Annotated in this window: 15 protein-coding genes; 6 read left to right on the forward strand and 9 right to left on the reverse strand. The window is 35.0% G+C overall.

The genetic code is table 11. The features are described 5' to 3' along the window. Positions 1 to 4 precede the first annotated feature (4 nt). From DVK85_RS11110 to DVK85_RS11130, 5 genes are all read right to left on the reverse strand, one after another. On the reverse strand, positions 5 to 2,644 hold the full coding sequence (locus tag DVK85_RS11110; protein ID WP_114678506.1) for a DNA gyrase/topoisomerase IV subunit A: 2,640 nt from the start codon (positions 2,642 to 2,644) through the stop codon (positions 5 to 7). Between the two features lie 9 nt (positions 2,645 to 2,653). Then, positions 2,654 to 3,139, reverse strand: coding sequence for a hypothetical protein (locus DVK85_RS11115; RefSeq protein ID WP_114678507.1), 486 nt, complete (start codon positions 3,137 to 3,139; stop codon positions 2,654 to 2,656). Continuing rightward, positions 3,123 to 4,976, reverse strand: a complete 1,854-nt coding sequence (locus DVK85_RS11120) for a DNA topoisomerase IV subunit B (RefSeq protein ID WP_114678508.1) — start codon at positions 4,974 to 4,976, stop codon at positions 3,123 to 3,125. The genes DVK85_RS11115 and DVK85_RS11120 overlap by 17 nt, the downstream gene beginning before the upstream one ends. A 111-nt stretch (positions 4,977 to 5,087) precedes the next feature. Then, on the reverse strand, positions 5,088 to 6,056 hold the full coding sequence (locus DVK85_RS11125; protein ID WP_114678509.1) for a transglutaminase domain-containing protein: 969 nt from the start codon (positions 6,054 to 6,056) through the stop codon (positions 5,088 to 5,090). Continuing rightward, positions 6,046 to 6,579: an NADPH-dependent FMN reductase gene (locus DVK85_RS11130; RefSeq protein ID WP_114678510.1), complete on the reverse strand. Its 534-nt coding sequence runs from the start codon at positions 6,577 to 6,579 to the stop codon at positions 6,046 to 6,048. The genes DVK85_RS11125 and DVK85_RS11130 overlap by 11 nt, the downstream gene beginning before the upstream one ends. A 122-nt stretch (positions 6,580 to 6,701) precedes the next feature. Between DVK85_RS11130 and DVK85_RS13590 the strand changes: the two genes are divergently transcribed. Together DVK85_RS13590 and DVK85_RS11140 are read left to right on the forward strand one after the other, a co-directional pair. Further along, on the forward strand, positions 6,702 to 7,832 hold the full coding sequence (locus tag DVK85_RS13590) for a helix-turn-helix domain-containing protein (RefSeq protein ID WP_114678511.1): 1,131 nt from the start codon (positions 6,702 to 6,704) through the stop codon (positions 7,830 to 7,832). A 60-nt stretch (positions 7,833 to 7,892) separates the two neighbouring features. Continuing rightward, on the forward strand, positions 7,893 to 9,230 hold the full coding sequence (locus DVK85_RS11140; protein ID WP_114678512.1) for a DNA cytosine methyltransferase: 1,338 nt from the start codon (positions 7,893 to 7,895) through the stop codon (positions 9,228 to 9,230). Positions 9,231 to 9,290: 60 nt separating this feature from the next. Here DVK85_RS11140 and ychF read toward each other — a convergent pair whose 3' ends face one another. From ychF to DVK85_RS11155, 3 genes are all read right to left on the reverse strand, one after another. After that, positions 9,291 to 10,385 (reverse strand): redox-regulated ATPase YchF, encoded by a 1,095-nt coding sequence (gene ychF / locus DVK85_RS11145; protein WP_114678513.1) that lies wholly within the window; start codon positions 10,383 to 10,385, stop codon positions 9,291 to 9,293. A gap of 92 nt (positions 10,386 to 10,477) precedes the next feature. After that, the gene (locus DVK85_RS11150) at positions 10,478 to 10,921 is read right to left on the reverse strand and encodes a hypothetical protein (RefSeq protein WP_114678514.1); all 444 of its coding nucleotides are present in this window, start codon (positions 10,919 to 10,921) and stop codon (positions 10,478 to 10,480) included. Next, entirely contained in the window at positions 10,914 to 11,264 is a 351-nt protein-coding gene (locus DVK85_RS11155; protein ID WP_114678515.1) for a 4Fe-4S dicluster domain-containing protein, read from the reverse strand. Before DVK85_RS11155 ends, DVK85_RS11150 begins: the two co-directional genes overlap by 8 nt. A 68-nt stretch (positions 11,265 to 11,332) precedes the next feature. Here DVK85_RS11155 and DVK85_RS11160 point away from each other — a divergent pair, with 68 nt between their 5' ends. The 3 genes from DVK85_RS11160 (at position 11,333) to DVK85_RS11170 (ending at position 14,555) form a co-directional block, all read left to right on the forward strand. Next, positions 11,333 to 12,391 carry an acyl-CoA reductase gene (locus tag DVK85_RS11160; RefSeq protein ID WP_114678516.1) on the forward strand — a complete coding sequence of 353 codons (1,059 nt, stop codon included), beginning with the start codon at positions 11,333 to 11,335 and terminating at the stop codon, positions 12,389 to 12,391. Positions 12,392 to 12,468: 77 nt separating this feature from the next. Next, positions 12,469 to 13,542 carry a 3-phosphoserine/phosphohydroxythreonine transaminase gene (gene serC / locus DVK85_RS11165; RefSeq protein WP_114678517.1) on the forward strand — a complete coding sequence of 358 codons (1,074 nt, stop codon included), beginning with the start codon at positions 12,469 to 12,471 and terminating at the stop codon, positions 13,540 to 13,542. A gap of 50 nt (positions 13,543 to 13,592) precedes the next feature. Next, positions 13,593 to 14,555: a D-2-hydroxyacid dehydrogenase gene (locus DVK85_RS11170; RefSeq protein WP_114678518.1), complete on the forward strand. Its 963-nt coding sequence runs from the start codon at positions 13,593 to 13,595 to the stop codon at positions 14,553 to 14,555. Positions 14,556 to 14,609: 54 nt separating this feature from the next. Here DVK85_RS11170 and DVK85_RS11175 read toward each other — a convergent pair whose 3' ends face one another. After that, positions 14,610 to 15,230, reverse strand: a complete 621-nt coding sequence (locus DVK85_RS11175; protein ID WP_114678519.1) for an L-threonylcarbamoyladenylate synthase — start codon at positions 15,228 to 15,230, stop codon at positions 14,610 to 14,612. Positions 15,231 to 15,298: 68 nt separating this feature from the next. Here DVK85_RS11175 and DVK85_RS11180 point away from each other — a divergent pair, with 68 nt between their 5' ends. After that, positions 15,299 to 15,958, forward strand: coding sequence for a hypothetical protein (locus DVK85_RS11180; RefSeq protein ID WP_114678520.1), 660 nt, complete (start codon positions 15,299 to 15,301; stop codon positions 15,956 to 15,958). Positions 15,959 to 15,989: the final 31 nt, after the last annotated feature.

A 15,989-nucleotide genomic window follows, 5' to 3' on the forward strand; every position in this document is an offset into this window, starting at 1 on the left:
ACAGTTAGTCTAAACTCAATGTTATCTGTCCATCATCATCAAGTGAGCTTTTATCATCCGTGTCAGATAAAGTATCTTCATCTTTTACTTCCATTTCTTCAGGTATTTCCTCTTCAGGAACTTCAAATGGTAATGATTCTAAAAGATTCACTTGCCTAACTTTATCAGTAGTAAGCTGATTACCCAATGCCTTAATACCTTTTACAGCAATGAAATCTTCAAAATCAACGGTAAGAGTCTCTTTTTGAACTCCTTTTATTTTAGAGAATATAATTTCGGCAACAGGTCTATAGTCTGTAGATACTATTTCGAGTTGTGAATTAGAATGCTCTGTAATAAAAATTTCTTCTTTGTTCTCGTGTTCAACTAGAAAACGTTTTACATAATAGCGCTCTTTTTCACCATCATAATATATAGCCGATATTGGTTTTTTAGGCACCCATTTTTCCAGTACTATCATACCTTCTTCAAAATGTGTTGTCAACTCAGGAATAATAGTCTTTACTTTACCCAACTGATTAACAATAAGTAATCTATCGTTAGCACGAAACTCTCCTAAAAGCTCTCCTCTACCCTCAACATTAAGACGCTGAACAGTTTCATCAAACCAAATACGTCTTGGTTTTAAGGTAGATATTCCTTTTTCTTTTAATTCTATTTTCCTGATAGGATATTTTGTAACGGTATTTCCACGTGAAGCACGCCCCTTAATACCTATTGTGGCAAAATCAATCTCGAACTTTAGTTTTTTAATACTCCCCACTTGGCGTAATAATATAGTTACTACCTCTGCTTCTCCATTAGGGTTACCAGAAAAATAAAGTACCTGCGACCCTTTTGTACCTGTAGTTAAATCATAAGGTTTATCACGAGTTACGGCAGTAACATTAAATCGTTTTACATAAGATGGTCCTGACCTACCATCGCGGTAAATCATGTTATATATAGTACGTTTATCACTCTTGTCAAAAATGGCAATATAAATAATGTCTTTCCCTACAAAAGTTTTAACGTCTACTTTTGTTACCATCATACTACCATCACGAAGAAAAACAATAACATCGTCAATATCACTACAATCAGCTACATACTCGTCTTTCTTTAACCCTGTTCCTATAAAGCCTTCTGCACGGTTTACATATAGCTTAGTATTACGCAGTACTACCTTGGTAGCCTCTATAGTATCAAAACTTTTTAATTCCGTTTTTCGCTCCCTGCCTTTACCATATTTCTCTTTTAAGTTCTGGAAATAAGCAATAGCAAAATCTGTAAGATGTTCTAAGTCATGTTTTACTTGCTCTATATCACCTTCAAGGGCTTCAATCTTTTCTTGTGCCTTATCGATATCAAATTTAGAAATACGTTTAATGCGTATTTCGGTTAGTCTCACAATATCCTCTTCGGTTACTGCACGTTTTAAGTGTTGGGTAAAAGGTTTTAGCCCCTCATCAATAGCTTTAATAACCCCTTGCCACGTTTCTTCTTCCTCAATAAGACGGTAAATTCTATTCTCAATAAAAATACGCTCTAACGACTGAAAGTGCCATTGCTCTTCTAATTCATTAAGCTGAATTTCAAGCTCCCGTTTTAAAAGGTCAACCGTACGATCGGTAGATATTTTTAGCATATCCCTAACCCCTATAAACAAAGGTTTGTTATCTTCAATAACACAACCTAAAGGCGCCACAGATGTTTCGCAAGCTGTAAAGGCATACAATGCATCTATAGATTTATCTGGCGATACGCCTGCTGGCAAATGTATTAATATCTCTACCTCAGCAGCGGTGTTATCCTCTATCTTTTTTATCTTAATCTTACCCTTGTCGTTTGCTTTTAGAATACTATCTATAAGCGTAGTAGTGTTGGTACTAAAAGGTATTTGGGTAATAGCAAGCGTACTTTTATCTACTTGCGATATCCTTGCACGCACACGTACACGCCCACCGCGCATACCTTCGTTATAATTAGAAACATCGGCAATACCCGCTGTAGGGAAATCAGGATATAAAGTAAAAGGCTTGTTTTTTAATATTTTTATCGAAGCATCGATAAGCTCGTTAAAGTTATGCGGAAGTACTTTAGTAGATAAACCTACCGCAATACCCTCTGCTCCTTGTGCTAACAATAACGGAAACTTTACAGGAAGATTTATCGGTTCGTTACGCCTACCGTCGTAAGACGCTTGCCAAGGTGTGATTTTAGGGCTATATAATACCTCTAATCCAAATTTAGATAACCGTGCCTCTATATAACGTGAAGCCGCAGCACCATCTCCCGTAAGGATGTTACCCCAGTTACCCTGTGTGTCTATAAGCAATTCTTTCTGCCCTATTTGCACCATAGCATCGCCAATACTGGCATCGCCGTGCGGGTGATACTGCATAGTATGCCCTACTACATTGGCAACTTTGTTATAACGACCGTCATCAAGTTCCTTTAATGAATGCATTATACGACGTTGCACCGGCTTAAAACCATCTTCAATGGCAGGCACGGCACGCTCCAATATAACATAGGAAGCATAATCCAGAAACCAGTCTTTATACATACCTGTTACCTTAGTAATAGTATCTTTCTGATCAGGATGCTCCTGTTTATCGTAAAAATGTCCTTCTTCTAAAGGTTCTAAATTATCTTCGCTCATGTATTATTCTTATTCACTAAAATATTTTATACCGGCTTCTTTAAATATTTTTTTCAAGTTTTTAGCCTTTTCAGGACATATTTTATTATGTTGAAAGTTAGCTTCAGATTTTGCACATTCCAAGCAAACTTCTATATAATTATATAAATCACCATCTAAATCATAAAACAATATTGCATGCCTTGGCATATAGCATCTTGTTGTTTCACTTAATAAAGAGCATTCTTCAATGAATAGAAAACTATATAACTTTTCAACAAGTTCTTCATTAAGAATCACTCTTTCTTTTATGTTCTTTTCATCAAATCTTAATGCCTCATTCACAAAAATCTTACTGCCTGGCTCTTTATCCCAGCTCATTCTGTCAGGATAAGATATTACCTCTATTTTATCTGCTTGAGAAAATGGATAAATACTTTCTTTAGGAATACGTTTAACACAACCTGACAAGATAAATAAACAGGTAAATATTAAACAATTACTCTTCCAAAACATCCAGTTCTACTTTCAGGTTATTTATAATAAACTCTTGTCTATCAGGGGTATTTTTACCCATATAAAACTCAAGCAATGTTTGTATCGAAGTAGCATTATCAAGCATTACAGGGTCTAACCTAATATCATCGCCAATAAAATACTTAAACTCATCGGGCGAAATCTCCCCTAGTCCTTTAAATCGGGTTATCTCAGGTTTTCCTGCCAACTTTGTCATTGCTGCTTTACGTTCCTCTTCACTATAACAATATATTGTTTCTTTTTTATTTCGAACCCTAAATAACGGTGTCTGCAAAATATACAAATGTCCTTCTTTTATCAACTCTGGAAAAAATTGCAGAAAAAACGTTATTAACAACAAGCGTATGTGCATACCATCAACATCGGCATCCGTAGCAATAACAATGTTATTATAACGAAGGTTTTCCATTTCCTCCTCAATATTCAGTGCTGCCTGTAAAAGGTTAAATTCCTCATTTTCATAAACAATTTTTTTGCTCATGCCATAGGAGTTTAAAGGCTTACCACGAAGGCTAAATACTGCTTGCGTGTTTACATCTCTAGACTTAGTAATAGAACCCGAAGCCGAATCTCCCTCGGTGATAAATAGTGTACTCTCTAAACTACGCGGATTTTTAGCATCCGTAAGATGCACACGGCAATCGCGGAGTTTTTTATTGTGCAGGCTTGCTTTTTTAGCTCTATCTCGTGCCAACTTACGAATACCCGAAAGCTCTTTACGCTCGCGCTCTGCCTGTAATATTTTCTTTAATAATGCTTCGGCAACTTCGGGATTACGGTGCAAAAAATTGTCGAGTTTTGTTTTAACAAAGTCGTTTACAAACGTACGTACCGTAGGCTGGTCTGGTCCCATATCGGTAGAACCTAGCTTGGTTTTGGTTTGCGACTCAAATACAGGTTCTTCTACCTTAACACTAATCGCACTCACTATCGATTTACGAATATCGGCAGCTTCAAAATTTTTCCCGTAAAATTCTTTTATAGTCCTTACTAGTGCCTCTCTAAAAGCTCCAAGATGTGTACCTCCTTGTGTAGTATTTTGTCCGTTTACAAACGAATAATACTCTTCACTATATTGGGTTTTACTGTGGGTTATGGCTATCTCAATATCCTCATCCTTTAAGTGGATTATTGGATATATTCTATCGTCTTCATTTATTGTTTCGCCAAGTAAGTCTTTAAGCCCGTTTTCTGAAAAGTATTTTTCGCCATTAAAAATTATAGTTAGTCCTGTATTCAGGTAACAATAATTTTTGAGCATTTTTACAATATACTCGTTACGGTATTTATATTTTTTAAATATAGCTTCATCTGCAATAAAGCTAACTTTAGTTCCTTTGCGCTTAGTGGTTTCTATAACATCCTCTTCGAGGGTAATTTCTCCAGCCGAGAATTCGGCAGCTTTTTGCTGATTATCTCTAACCGATTCTACACGAAAGTAGTTAGACAGTGCGTTAACTGCCTTAGTACCTACACCGTTTAATCCTACCGATTTTTTGAAGGCTTTAGAGTCATACTTACCACCCGTGTTCATTTTAGATACTACATCGACTACCTTACCTAGCGGTATGCCACGACCATAGTCGCGCACGGTAACGACTTTATCTTTTACGGTAACTTCTATGGTTTTACCGCTACCCATAACAAACTCATCGATAGAGTTGTCGAGCACCTCTTTTAAAAGGATGTAAATACCGTCATCGGGCGAAGAACCGTCACCTAGCTTACCGATGTACATACCAGGACGCATACGGATGTGCTCCTTCCAGTCGAGTGAACGGATGTTGTCTTCAGTGTACTGATTCTGCTCCAGCATAAAATTTTACGGATTTTGTGCTAATGTACTATTTTAACACAAAAAATAAAAGTGCGATTAAAGAAACTTATTAAGATATACTAAAATATAGTTCATAACTTTACTATACGTCTATCCCTTGTCAATCCTATAAGACACAATAGATTCTCCGTTAACATAAATAGTTAAAACACCTACTGAATTTCTGTCTAACGGTATTTGAAATTTGGCAATATCATTGTTAAATACAGGCTTTATTTCGTTAAAGGAATTATCTTTAGCTAATACATAACCAATTCTATCAGTCACCTTTAAATGTTTCATTATAAAGCTTATTACACCTTGCCCTGTAGTAAGTATACCTTTAGTTGGAGCTACAACCTCGTATCCTTCTCTAAAATAATTTCTATAATATAATGGTAATGCTGCAAACTCCTCTTTAGTAGCTTTTAACAACAACCATTTTTCATCTTCAGGATAGTGCTTCAGGAAAAATTCTTTAGGGCTGCTAAAAAAATAACTATCATTAAAATCAAACTCGAACTTTTTTGTGCTCCCTATTACACTGCCTGCTCCCCATGTTACGTCTAACAACTTCCATTCGCCGTTTATTTTAACAACATTCCATGCATGGTCGCTAATATTAGGGTATCTGCCAATGTGAGCAGGATATGATTTTGCTGTACCTGGAACAACTTCGGTTTCTAAGCCTACTTTCTCGGCAATAACAGCATATAATGTAGCATAGCCCTGACACACTCCTTTTTTAGAACGCAAGGTTATATATGCCATATCTTCTTGAAACTGTTTTTGCTTGGCAATTAATTCGGATTCTGAACTATACGAAAAACCCGAACGCTTTTTTGTAGTACCCAAAGCATTTAAATCATAACTTATATTAGTGGCTATCCAAGTGAATATAGCACGGGCTTTTTCGTCCTCTCGGGTAAAGTCTTTATCAATACGGCTTGCGAGCTTATCAAGCGTCCTAAACGAATGCGGATATGCTTTTACTGTAGCGTCTACTTTTTTATAATCTTGTGCATAAATAGTAAATGAAAAAAGTAATGCGATACCTATATTAAGAATTTTATTTGCCATAGTCGAAATTGCGTATAATATCTTTTAACGCATCATCATGCTCTTTATTGGATATTTTGCCCGCTTCTATATCAAAATTTTCATTAAATAAAGGTAGTGAAAATGTAGCACGGATATTTCCGCCATAATGTGGTAAACTTATTTTTGCTGCTTCTAGCGCACTCATACCTCCACGTTTACCAGGTGAAGTGCTCAACAGTAACATGGGGATATCCTGCCATACCTTTTTATGCTGGCGTGAAGCCCAGTCGTAAATATTTTTAAACGCTACAGTAAGTCCTGCATTGTGTTCGGCAACGGAAAGCACTAGTATATCGGCTGAGCCTATTTTATCTAAAAAGGCGCGCGCTATAGCAGGTTGACCCAGTTCTTTTTCTTTATCTACGCTAAACAACGGAAGTTCATAATCATTAAGGTCGAGCACTTCTACATGTCCGTTCTCAAAAAGACCAGCCGCATAGGTTGCTAAACGTTTGTTTATTGATGTACTACTGCTACTTCCTCCTAAGGCTACTATTTTCATTTTTTTGATTTTTTGGTTGTTGGATAAAGTTATGAAAAATACAGTATTTAATGCGCTAACTATAGTATGTTGAAAACACTACATACTATAGTTAGCTTTGTGAAGAATTGATATCCATAGATATGAATACAAAAATGAGTTTACTTATTCTTATTGGAAATAATATTAGACGCCATAGAATGCTACAAGGTATTTCTCAAGAAGAATTAGCTTACCGTAGTAATCTCCATAGAACCTATATAGGAATGATTGAGAGAGCCGAGAAAAATATTACTGTAATAAATCTCGAAAAAATTTCTACAGCTCTAAAAATCGAAATTACAGACCTCTTTATAAAAAAAAATTTAATGAGAAAGATTGATAAGAATATATTCGTCAATGATGAATATTTCATTGCTGAAAAAACTGCAGATGTTTTTAAAGAAGTAGAATTTATTTATGAGACAAAAAAATGGAATGGAGCTCTACCAAAATTTTTGGAAAAACAAGGTTTAGATTTAAATGACAAGGAATTCGAAGATTTGATACTTGAAAATTATCAATTGCTGGATCCAACCAACACAGTACAATGGATAACTGAAAGTGATGCATCTTGGAGTAATAAAAGTTCTGCAACATATAAAGTGTTAGCTGCTCTAAATAGCGGAAATTGGGAATGTAGAGTCTGTGGTCCCGTTCCAAAAGTAAACCCACAACCTGCTGCACGTTTAAGCGCTTTGAAAAAAAGAGGATATATTATTGGGTCAAAACGAAAGATTTGTAGCACTTGCAATAAAAAAACAATGCACGATATATTAATAATGCTACCAAACATTGAATCTAGATTTAACGATGGTAATGAATTAAGAAAACCTATTCCTGAAATATTAAAAAAAAGAATTAAAAACCTCTTAGGACATAAAGAAATATGTTTTAATGTCGTAAGAAGTGATGTAGAATTATTGATTGACCATAAATTTCCATCTCAAAGGTGGAATACCCCAGAGGGAGATAATAAAAACTCTATGAGTGATGAAGAAATTAAAGAAAAATTTCAATTACTTTCCAATCAAACAAATATGTGGAAATCAAGATACTGTGATACTTGTGTTAAAACAAATATCAGAGGGAATTTTATGGGAATTAATTGGTATTATGAAGGAAATGAAAATTGGGAAGGAAAAACACCTAATGATGAAAATGGATGTATCGGTTGTCCTTGGTATGATTTAAAGGTTTGGAAAAGCAGATTAATCCTCACTTTAAATGATTAAGTCTATAAGTTATAATATATAAGAATCATTTGTTATTTTTGTAAATTATAATATAATTGTATGAACGATTCATTCACATTCGGTAGCGTTTGCTCTGGAATAGAAGCAGCACAACTTGCGTTTAACCCTTTAAATTTCAAACAAATATGGAGTTCTGAAATTGCTACTTTCCCTTCAAAAGTTTTAGAACATCATTATCCATATGTACCGAACATTGGGGATATGAATAGTATTACTGAATATATAATTCAACAAAAAATTGATAGTCCTGATATTTTTTGCGGTGGTACGCCATGCCAGGCTTTTTCTTTAGCAGGATGGAAAAATGGTCTCACTGACGAAAGAGGGTTACTTACAATGAAATTTATAGAAATAGCTGATGCTATTGATAAAGTTAGAACCAGTCTTAAAAAAAAGCCATCAATAATTCTATGGGAAAATGTGGAAGGAGTTTTAAATGATAAAACAAATGCTTTTGGAAATTTTATAGCTGGATTAGCAGGCTTTGATCAAGAAATAAAAGTTAAAAAATGGTCAAAATCTGGTATCCTTTATGGAAAATCTAGAAACGTTGCATGGAGGGTTTTAGATGCAAAATACTTCGGTTTACCTCAACAAAGAAAACGATTATATGTAATTGCTGGTGGCAAAGACATCAAGCCTGAAAAAATACTTTTCGAATTGAACTCAATAAATGTCTTAAGAAGTATAAAATTCAAGAAAAGCACTTTAAAAACTATACCTACTTTATTTGACTTCAAAGAAACTGATCCTGTTATCGCAAAATTAATTTATAAAAAAAATAATAATAAATTTCAATTCTTTAGAGAATATACCGATTGCTTATATTCAGCATATGGAACAAAATGGAATGGTAATGCCGCTGCATATAATGGTTCACTATATGTTGCACAAAATGATAAAATTAGAAGATTAACTCCATTGGAATGCGAACGTCTAATGGGAATTCCTGATAATTATACTTTAATTGAAGGCAATAGTGATACCAATAGATATCAGGCTATTGGCAACTCATGGGCTGTACCAGTCGTTAATTGGATAGGAAAAAGAATTAAAGAATATGATTCAAGTAAAAATGATATCAAAATCTCATCAAATCTAAAAAAAACACAGAATAATATAAACTCTGATTTATACTTATTGGATGATGTCACGAAAATAAACCATAATTTATATTTAAATACATCTTCCTCTTCTAATGAGCCTACAATTGGTAATATCTTCGATATTATTCAAAGTGAAGATATTCCCGATAAATTATTTTTATCTTCAAAAGCTTGCTACGGCATCTTACGTCGAAAATATGAACGAAATATGAAAATGAATAACGAGCTAGAATACTTGATGGCATTATCTTGTGATTTCGAATTAGTATAAAGATGAATCCCGCTAGTTAGCGGGATTTATCTTTATACTTAATGCTATTTATCTTACTACTTAAACATTAAAGCGGAAGTGCATTACATCGCCATCTTTCACGATGTATTCTTTACCTTCTACACGTAGTTTACCCGCTTCTTTTACTTTGGCTTCACTACCAAACAAAACATAATCGTCATAAGCTATAACCTCAGCACGGATAAACCCTTTTTCAAAATCGGTATGGATAACACCCGCAGCCTGTGGTGCGGTGTCGCCTACTTGTATTGTCCAAGCGCGTACTTCTTTTACCCCTGCGGTAAAGTAGGTTTGTAAGTTTAATAATTTATATGCCGAACGTATTAATGCCGAAGCACCTGGTTCTTTAAGTCCTAAGTCTTCAAGAAACATTTGGCGTTCTTCATACGTTTCAAGCTCTGTAATATCTGCCTCAGTACCTACGGCAAGTACAATAACTTCGGCGCTTTCATCTTTAACTAGTTCGCGTACTTTTTCTACATAGTCGTTACCTGTTGCAGCAGCACCTTCATCTACATTACATACATACAGTACAGGTTTTGTAGTAATTAACTGAAATTCTTCTAGCAATTCTTCTTCATCCTGATTTTTAGCCTCTACTACCCTAGCCGATTTACCTTGTAGTAATACTTCTCTTATTCTGTCTAAAAGAGCTTCTTCGGCCTGTGCTTCTTTATTACCTGTTTTGGCTGCTCTTTTTACCTTTTCTAGGCGTTTTTCAACCGTTTCAAGGTCTTTTAGCTGTAGCTCTATATCTATAGTTTCTTTATCACGAATAGGGTTTACATTACCATCTACGTGTACTATATTATCATTATCAAAACATCGTAGTACGTGTATAATAGCATTACACTCCCTAATGTTTCCTAAAAACTGGTTACCCAGCCCCTCGCCTTTACTTGCTCCTTTTACAAGACCTGCAATATCTACAATATCTACTGTAGCAGGCTGTACACGCTCTGGGTTTACAAGCTCTTCGAGCTTTTCTAGTCTTGGGTCGGGTACGTTTACTACACCTATATTAGGTTCTATGGTACAAAAGGGAAAGTTTGCGCTTTGTGCCTTAGCATTAGACAAACAATTAAAAAGGGTCGATTTACCTACGTTTGGCAATCCTACTATTCCTGCTTTCATTACTACTGTATTTTAAGGGTGCAAATATAAGTTTTTGAATTTAAAAAAAGGGTCTGCTTAATTGTATAAAGCATTGTATTATAAAATAAGTTTTATTTTTTACTATCGCGTAGGATATAAATAAACCTATGTATCGAGGATATTAATGCCCATGGAAGCAAAATGAGAAATATTTGATAGGTTTCTAAAAAATACCAAAAAGAATAAATACGAGCATTCTCTCTATTATATTTTTCTTCGGCAACCTCTACTTTATCTCCTACCTCATGTAAGATGCCAAATAAGTTTTTTCTATGCTCAGTAAAAGAAATAGTGTCATTATCCCTAATATATTGCACTGTTGGTTGATAAATATAATCATATCCTCCTCTATACCTGCCTGCTCCTCCTACCTTTACACGAACAACATCTATTGTTGTAATTTTCCCTTTATAATAGTCATATTCTCGTAATTCGACTCTTTTAGAAATCAAAAAAGGGACTAATAAAGCCCCTAATACTATTAAACTAAATCTAATATTCTTCTTTTTACTCATTATGTAAAAAAGCCTGTCTGTTTAGTAATGTTTCATCACTTTCTACATGATTATCGTCGGGCACACAACAATCTACTGGGCATACTGCCGCACATTGTGGCTCGTCATGAAAACCTTTGCATTCGGTACATTTATCAGGTACTATATAATAAAGATCGTCAGATATAGGTGTATGCGGTGTATCGGCATCTACTTCCTCACCCGATGGCAAAACAACTTTACCCGTTAATTTAGTTCCATCTTTATATCTCCAATCATCTGCACCCTCATATATTGCGGTGTTTGGGCATTCTGGTTCACAAGCACCACAGTTTATACATTCATCTGTTATAATGATAGCCATAGCTTATTTTATTTTAATAACGTAAATTTGCACAAAATTACGTCCAAATCCATTCATAAACAAACATAATGACGTTAACAGAAACAAAAAAAGCATTCGCAACATTAGGAAAATTTCTTAGTCAATTTTCTGAAGGCAACACTATAAAAAATGAAAGCGTACCGCATAACGATACCTTTTTTGACGATTTTGTAAATCTTATCCAACTATCGCAATCGCATAACGGATGGTTTACACCAGAGCAGGTCTATTTTGCCACACAATCTTGGGCAGAAGCACTTACCGAAGATAACCTTGATAAATGGTTAAGTAATTACATCATCAACTATACCGAGCCTAAAACTGTAGGGCTTGTACTTGCTGGTAATATACCGTTGGTTGGTTTTCACGATTTTTTATCGGTATTAATTACAGGTAACAAAACATTAGTTAAAGCATCGTCTAACGACCAGCACTTACTACCCTTTTTAGCGAAGTACCTTGTTACTATTGAGCCCAAACTTGCCAACAGAATAAAACTTACCGAAGGTAAACTAGAAAACTTTGATGCTGTTATCGCTACAGGTAGTAACAACACGGCACGCTATTTTGAGTATTACTTTAAAGATAAGCCTGCTATAATTCGCAAAAACAGAAACTCGGCAGCCATACTTACAGGTAATGAAACCAAAGACGATTTAATTGCTTTGGGCGAAGATATATTCCGATATTTTGGGTTAGGGTGTCGTAACGTTTCTAAGCTATTTGTACCGCAAGGGTATGACTTTAAAGAGTTTTTTGAAGCGATATTTACCTATGGCGATGTTATTCATTATGAAAAATATGCCAATAACTACGACTATAACAAAGCCGTGTTCCTGATGAGTAACTTTAAGCTACTCGATAATGAATTTATGACACTAAAAGAGGACACGAGCTATGCCTCGCCTATCTCCTCTGTATTTTATGAATATTATAGTGATTTAGATAGTTTACAACAAAAACTAGAAGCCGAAAACGAACAGTTACAATGTATTGTAAGTAATGGGCTAATTGAAAACAGTATTCCGTTTGGACAAACCCAAAAACCTGCATTGTGGGATTATGCCGATAATGTAGATACTATTTCATTTTTATTAGAAATATAGCCGAATAATTAGCAAGTTTCTTTGTGCCTTTTTGATTTATAATTAGGAAATTTGTAATTCACTTCAACACGCTTATAATGAAAAAGCATAATTTCAGCGCAGGACCTTCTATCCTGCCACAGGAAGTATTGGATAAAGCAGCGCAGGCAGTACTTAACTATAACAATTCAGGGCTTTCTATACTAGAAATATCCCACCGTAGTAAAGACTTTGTTGCCATCATGGAAGAGGCTCGCACATTGGCTTTAGAACTGCTAGGACTTGAAGGTAAAGGCTACCAAGCACTTTTCCTTTCGGGTGGCGCAAGTATGGAGTTTGTACGTGTACCTTATAGCTTATTAAAACAAAATGGCAAAGCTGCCTACCTTGATACGGGAACTTGGGCGGCAGGCGCTATTAAACAAGCTGAAAAATTTGGAGAAACTATAGTTGTGGCATCATCCAAGTCTGACAATTATAGTTATATCCCAAAAGAATATAGCATCCCTACAGATGCCAGTTACTTTCATTGTACAAGTAACAACACTATATTTGGTACACAAATGCAAGATTTCCCTGAAACCGATGTACCCATTGTATGCGATATGAGTTCAGATATCTTTTCGAGAGAAATTGACTTTTCTAAATTCGGGATTATATATGCTGGAGCACAAAAAAATATGGGGCCTGCTGGTACAACGCTTGTAGTTGTTAAAGAAGAACTATTAGGTAAGACAGATAGGGTTACTCCTGATATTCTCGATTATTCAGCACATATAGCTAAAGATAGTATGTATAATACGCCTCCTGTTTTTGCGGTTTATGCCTCTATGCTTACTTTGCAATGGGTTAAAGCCAATGGTGGTGTAGCTGCAATGGAAAAGAAAAACAATGAAAAAGCAGCATTGCTATACAACGAAATAGAAAGAAACCTACTATTTAAAGGCGTAGCAAAGCTAGAAGATCGTTCTAAAATGAATGTTACCTTCATTCTTGTAAATGAAGCTCATAAAGAACAGTTTGACAAAATGTGGAAAGCTGCCAACATAAGCGGATTAAACGGACATAGGTCTGTAGGTGGGTATCGTGCTTCTATATACAATGCTATGTCTATAGAAAGTGTACAAGTACTAGTAGATGTAATGCAAGAGTTTGAGAAAACTATACAGTAACCCCTCTTAGTATTCAATAAATAAAATAGATAATCTTTAAAGAATAAAGAATGAAAATATTAGCCAATGACGGTATTTCGCCAAGTGGTGTTATAGCCCTTGAAGATAACGGATTTGAAGTAATAACCACAAAAGTAGCTCAGGAACAAGTAGCCAATTATATAAATAAAAATGAAATAACCGTATTACTGGTACGCAGTGCCACCAAAGTACGTAAAGATATTATAGACAATTGTCCTACACTTAAAATAATAGGTCGTGGTGGTGTAGGTATGGATAATATAGATGTAGAATATGCTCGCGAAAAAGGTATTCACGTTATTAATACCCCTGCTTCATCATCAGATTCGGTTGCCGAACTAGTGTTTGCTCACTTGTTTACAGGAGTGCGTTTCTTGCACGATGCTAACCGCCTTATGCCTCTTGAAGGAGAAGCTAGTTTTAATGAACTAAAAAAAGCTTATGCTAACGGTAGCGAGCTAAGAGGTAAAACACTTGGTATTATTGGTTTCGGGCGCATTGGTCGTGCTGTAGCACGAATAGCGCTTGGGCTAGGTATGCGTGTTATAGCATCGGATAAATTTGTAGGAACTTCCGAAATTAGAATAGACTTTTATAACGGACAGTTTATAAATGTAGAAATTACTACTGAGCCTACTGAAGAGATTTTTAAACATGCCGATTTTATATCACTACACGTCCCTTCGCAAGATGGTTACCTTATCAGTACTAAAGAATTTGAAATGATGAAAGATGGGGTAGGTATTGTTAATGCCGCTCGTGGTGGTGTACTTGACGAAGTTGCACTTGTTGAAGCACTAGATTCGGGTAAAGTTGCCTTTGCAGGGCTTGATGTTTTTGAGGAAGAACCTAAGCCCGCCATACAGGTGTTAATGAACCCTAAGGTATCGCTTACACCACACATTGGCGCAGCAACGCTGGAAGCGCAAGACCGTATAGGACTTGAACTTGCCGAACAGATAGTAAGTATTTTAAAGACTGAAAAAGCATAATATAAAAATGGCATCTATTTAAGATGCCATTTTTTATTAAGTTAATATTTTTTTCTAAAATATATCTGGGTCGCCTTTACCTTCTCTTATTACTTCTGGTTCATCGCCAGAAAGATCTATAATAGTCGAGGCTTGGTTATCACCATATCCGCCATCTATAACCGCATCTACAAGGTTTTGCCATTTCTCAAATATCAGTTCAGGATCGGTAGAATATTCCAGTACCTCATCATCATCATGTATAGAAGTAGATACAATAGGGTTGCCTAACTGCCTAACTATTTCGAGTGCAATATTATTATCGGGTACACGAATACCTACTGTAGTTTTCTTTTTAAACTCTTTAGGCAAACTATTATTACCTGGTAATATAAACGTATAAGGTCCCGGCAAAGAGCGTTTCAGTATTTTAAACGTACTCGTATCTATCTGCTTTACGTAATCAGATAGATTACTAAGGTCATGACATATAAATGAGAAATTAGCTTTATCGAGCTTAATACCTTTAATACGTGCTATACGCTCCAAGGCTTTAGTGTTCGTTATATCGCAACCCAAACCATATACCGTATCAGTAGGATAAATTATCAATCCGCCATCGCGTAATATTTTTATTACTTTGGCAATCTCCTTTTCATTAGGATTTTCAGGATATATTTTTATAAATTGTGCCATAGTAAAAGTGTGTAATATTAGAAATACAAAGTTACGCCTTTTAAACCAAATTCATAAACCATTACCTAATGAGAGAAACAATACATAAAATTAAAGTTCCCGAAAATGAAACTTTTGAAAGTATTATACAACAAAAAGACAGTGGAGGAAAATTTGTGTTTTATGAATACCTAATACCCCGACCTCTTATAGCTCCAGGGCGAGGAGCATCTAAAATATTTTTTATTAAAAAAGGAGAAAAGACAAAACATCATATTAAATATAATATAATAACGCTCTTATGGGGTTGGTGGGGACTCCCTTTTGGTCTTTTATATATACCTAAAACTATTAGAAATAATAAAACAGGTATTGATGTTACAGAAGATGTTTATAATAACATTACTAAAGAAGACTTTAACCAAGGTCAAGTGATAATAAAAAATATAGCAACTGCTTTTATACCAATTGATAAATCTTCTTTAAAAGAACTTACTAAGTGCTTTAAAAAATATGAAAAGTATAAAAAGGCATTTACCACTGCACCTATCACTGCTATATATATTGACACTTATGACCCTATTATTACAATAGGGCTTTTTGAAGATGATATGATAAAAGTAGATGAGTTAAAAAAAGAGATTTATAAATACTTTTTTGCCAATATTCAGTTCAAGTTCATAAATCTTGACGATGATACAGAGCTAAGTGCCAAACTAAAAAAGCAAGGAGAGTCTATACAACTGTAAACAAATACAACTCTGCGTATAGAAAACAATT

The organism is Flavobacterium arcticum, from assembly GCF_003344925.1.
Lineage (GTDB): Bacteria > Bacteroidota > Bacteroidia > Flavobacteriales > Flavobacteriaceae > Flavobacterium > Flavobacterium arcticum.

What these genes read in the sequence shown, in the direction of transcription:
- DVK85_RS11110 (WP_114678506.1), bottom strand. Translation starts at nt 2,644, where the DNA reads ATGAGCGAAGATAATTTAGAACCTTTAGAAGAAGGACATTTTTACGAT.
- DVK85_RS11115 (WP_114678507.1), bottom strand. Translation starts at nt 3,139, where the DNA reads ATGTTTTGGAAGAGTAATTGTTTAATATTTACCTGTTTATTTATCTTG.
- DVK85_RS11120 (WP_114678508.1), bottom strand. Translation starts at nt 4,976, where the DNA reads ATGCTGGAGCAGAATCAGTACACTGAAGACAACATCCGTTCACTCGAC.
- DVK85_RS11125 (WP_114678509.1), bottom strand. Translation starts at nt 6,056, where the DNA reads ATGGCAAATAAAATTCTTAATATAGGTATCGCATTACTTTTTTCATTT.
- DVK85_RS11130 (WP_114678510.1), bottom strand. Translation starts at nt 6,579, where the DNA reads ATGAAAATAGTAGCCTTAGGAGGAAGTAGCAGTAGTACATCAATAAAC.
- DVK85_RS13590 (WP_114678511.1), top strand. Translation starts at nt 6,702, where the DNA reads ATGAATACAAAAATGAGTTTACTTATTCTTATTGGAAATAATATTAGA.
- DVK85_RS11140 (WP_114678512.1), top strand. Translation starts at nt 7,893, where the DNA reads ATGAACGATTCATTCACATTCGGTAGCGTTTGCTCTGGAATAGAAGCA.
- ychF (WP_114678513.1), bottom strand. Translation starts at nt 10,385, where the DNA reads ATGAAAGCAGGAATAGTAGGATTGCCAAACGTAGGTAAATCGACCCTT.
- DVK85_RS11150 (WP_114678514.1), bottom strand. Translation starts at nt 10,921, where the DNA reads ATGAGTAAAAAGAAGAATATTAGATTTAGTTTAATAGTATTAGGGGCT.
- DVK85_RS11155 (WP_114678515.1), bottom strand. Translation starts at nt 11,264, where the DNA reads ATGGCTATCATTATAACAGATGAATGTATAAACTGTGGTGCTTGTGAA.
- DVK85_RS11160 (WP_114678516.1), top strand. Translation starts at nt 11,333, where the DNA reads ATGACGTTAACAGAAACAAAAAAAGCATTCGCAACATTAGGAAAATTT.
- serC (WP_114678517.1), top strand. Translation starts at nt 12,469, where the DNA reads ATGAAAAAGCATAATTTCAGCGCAGGACCTTCTATCCTGCCACAGGAA.
- DVK85_RS11170 (WP_114678518.1), top strand. Translation starts at nt 13,593, where the DNA reads ATGAAAATATTAGCCAATGACGGTATTTCGCCAAGTGGTGTTATAGCC.
- DVK85_RS11175 (WP_114678519.1), bottom strand. Translation starts at nt 15,230, where the DNA reads ATGGCACAATTTATAAAAATATATCCTGAAAATCCTAATGAAAAGGAG.
- DVK85_RS11180 (WP_114678520.1), top strand. Translation starts at nt 15,299, where the DNA reads ATGAGAGAAACAATACATAAAATTAAAGTTCCCGAAAATGAAACTTTT.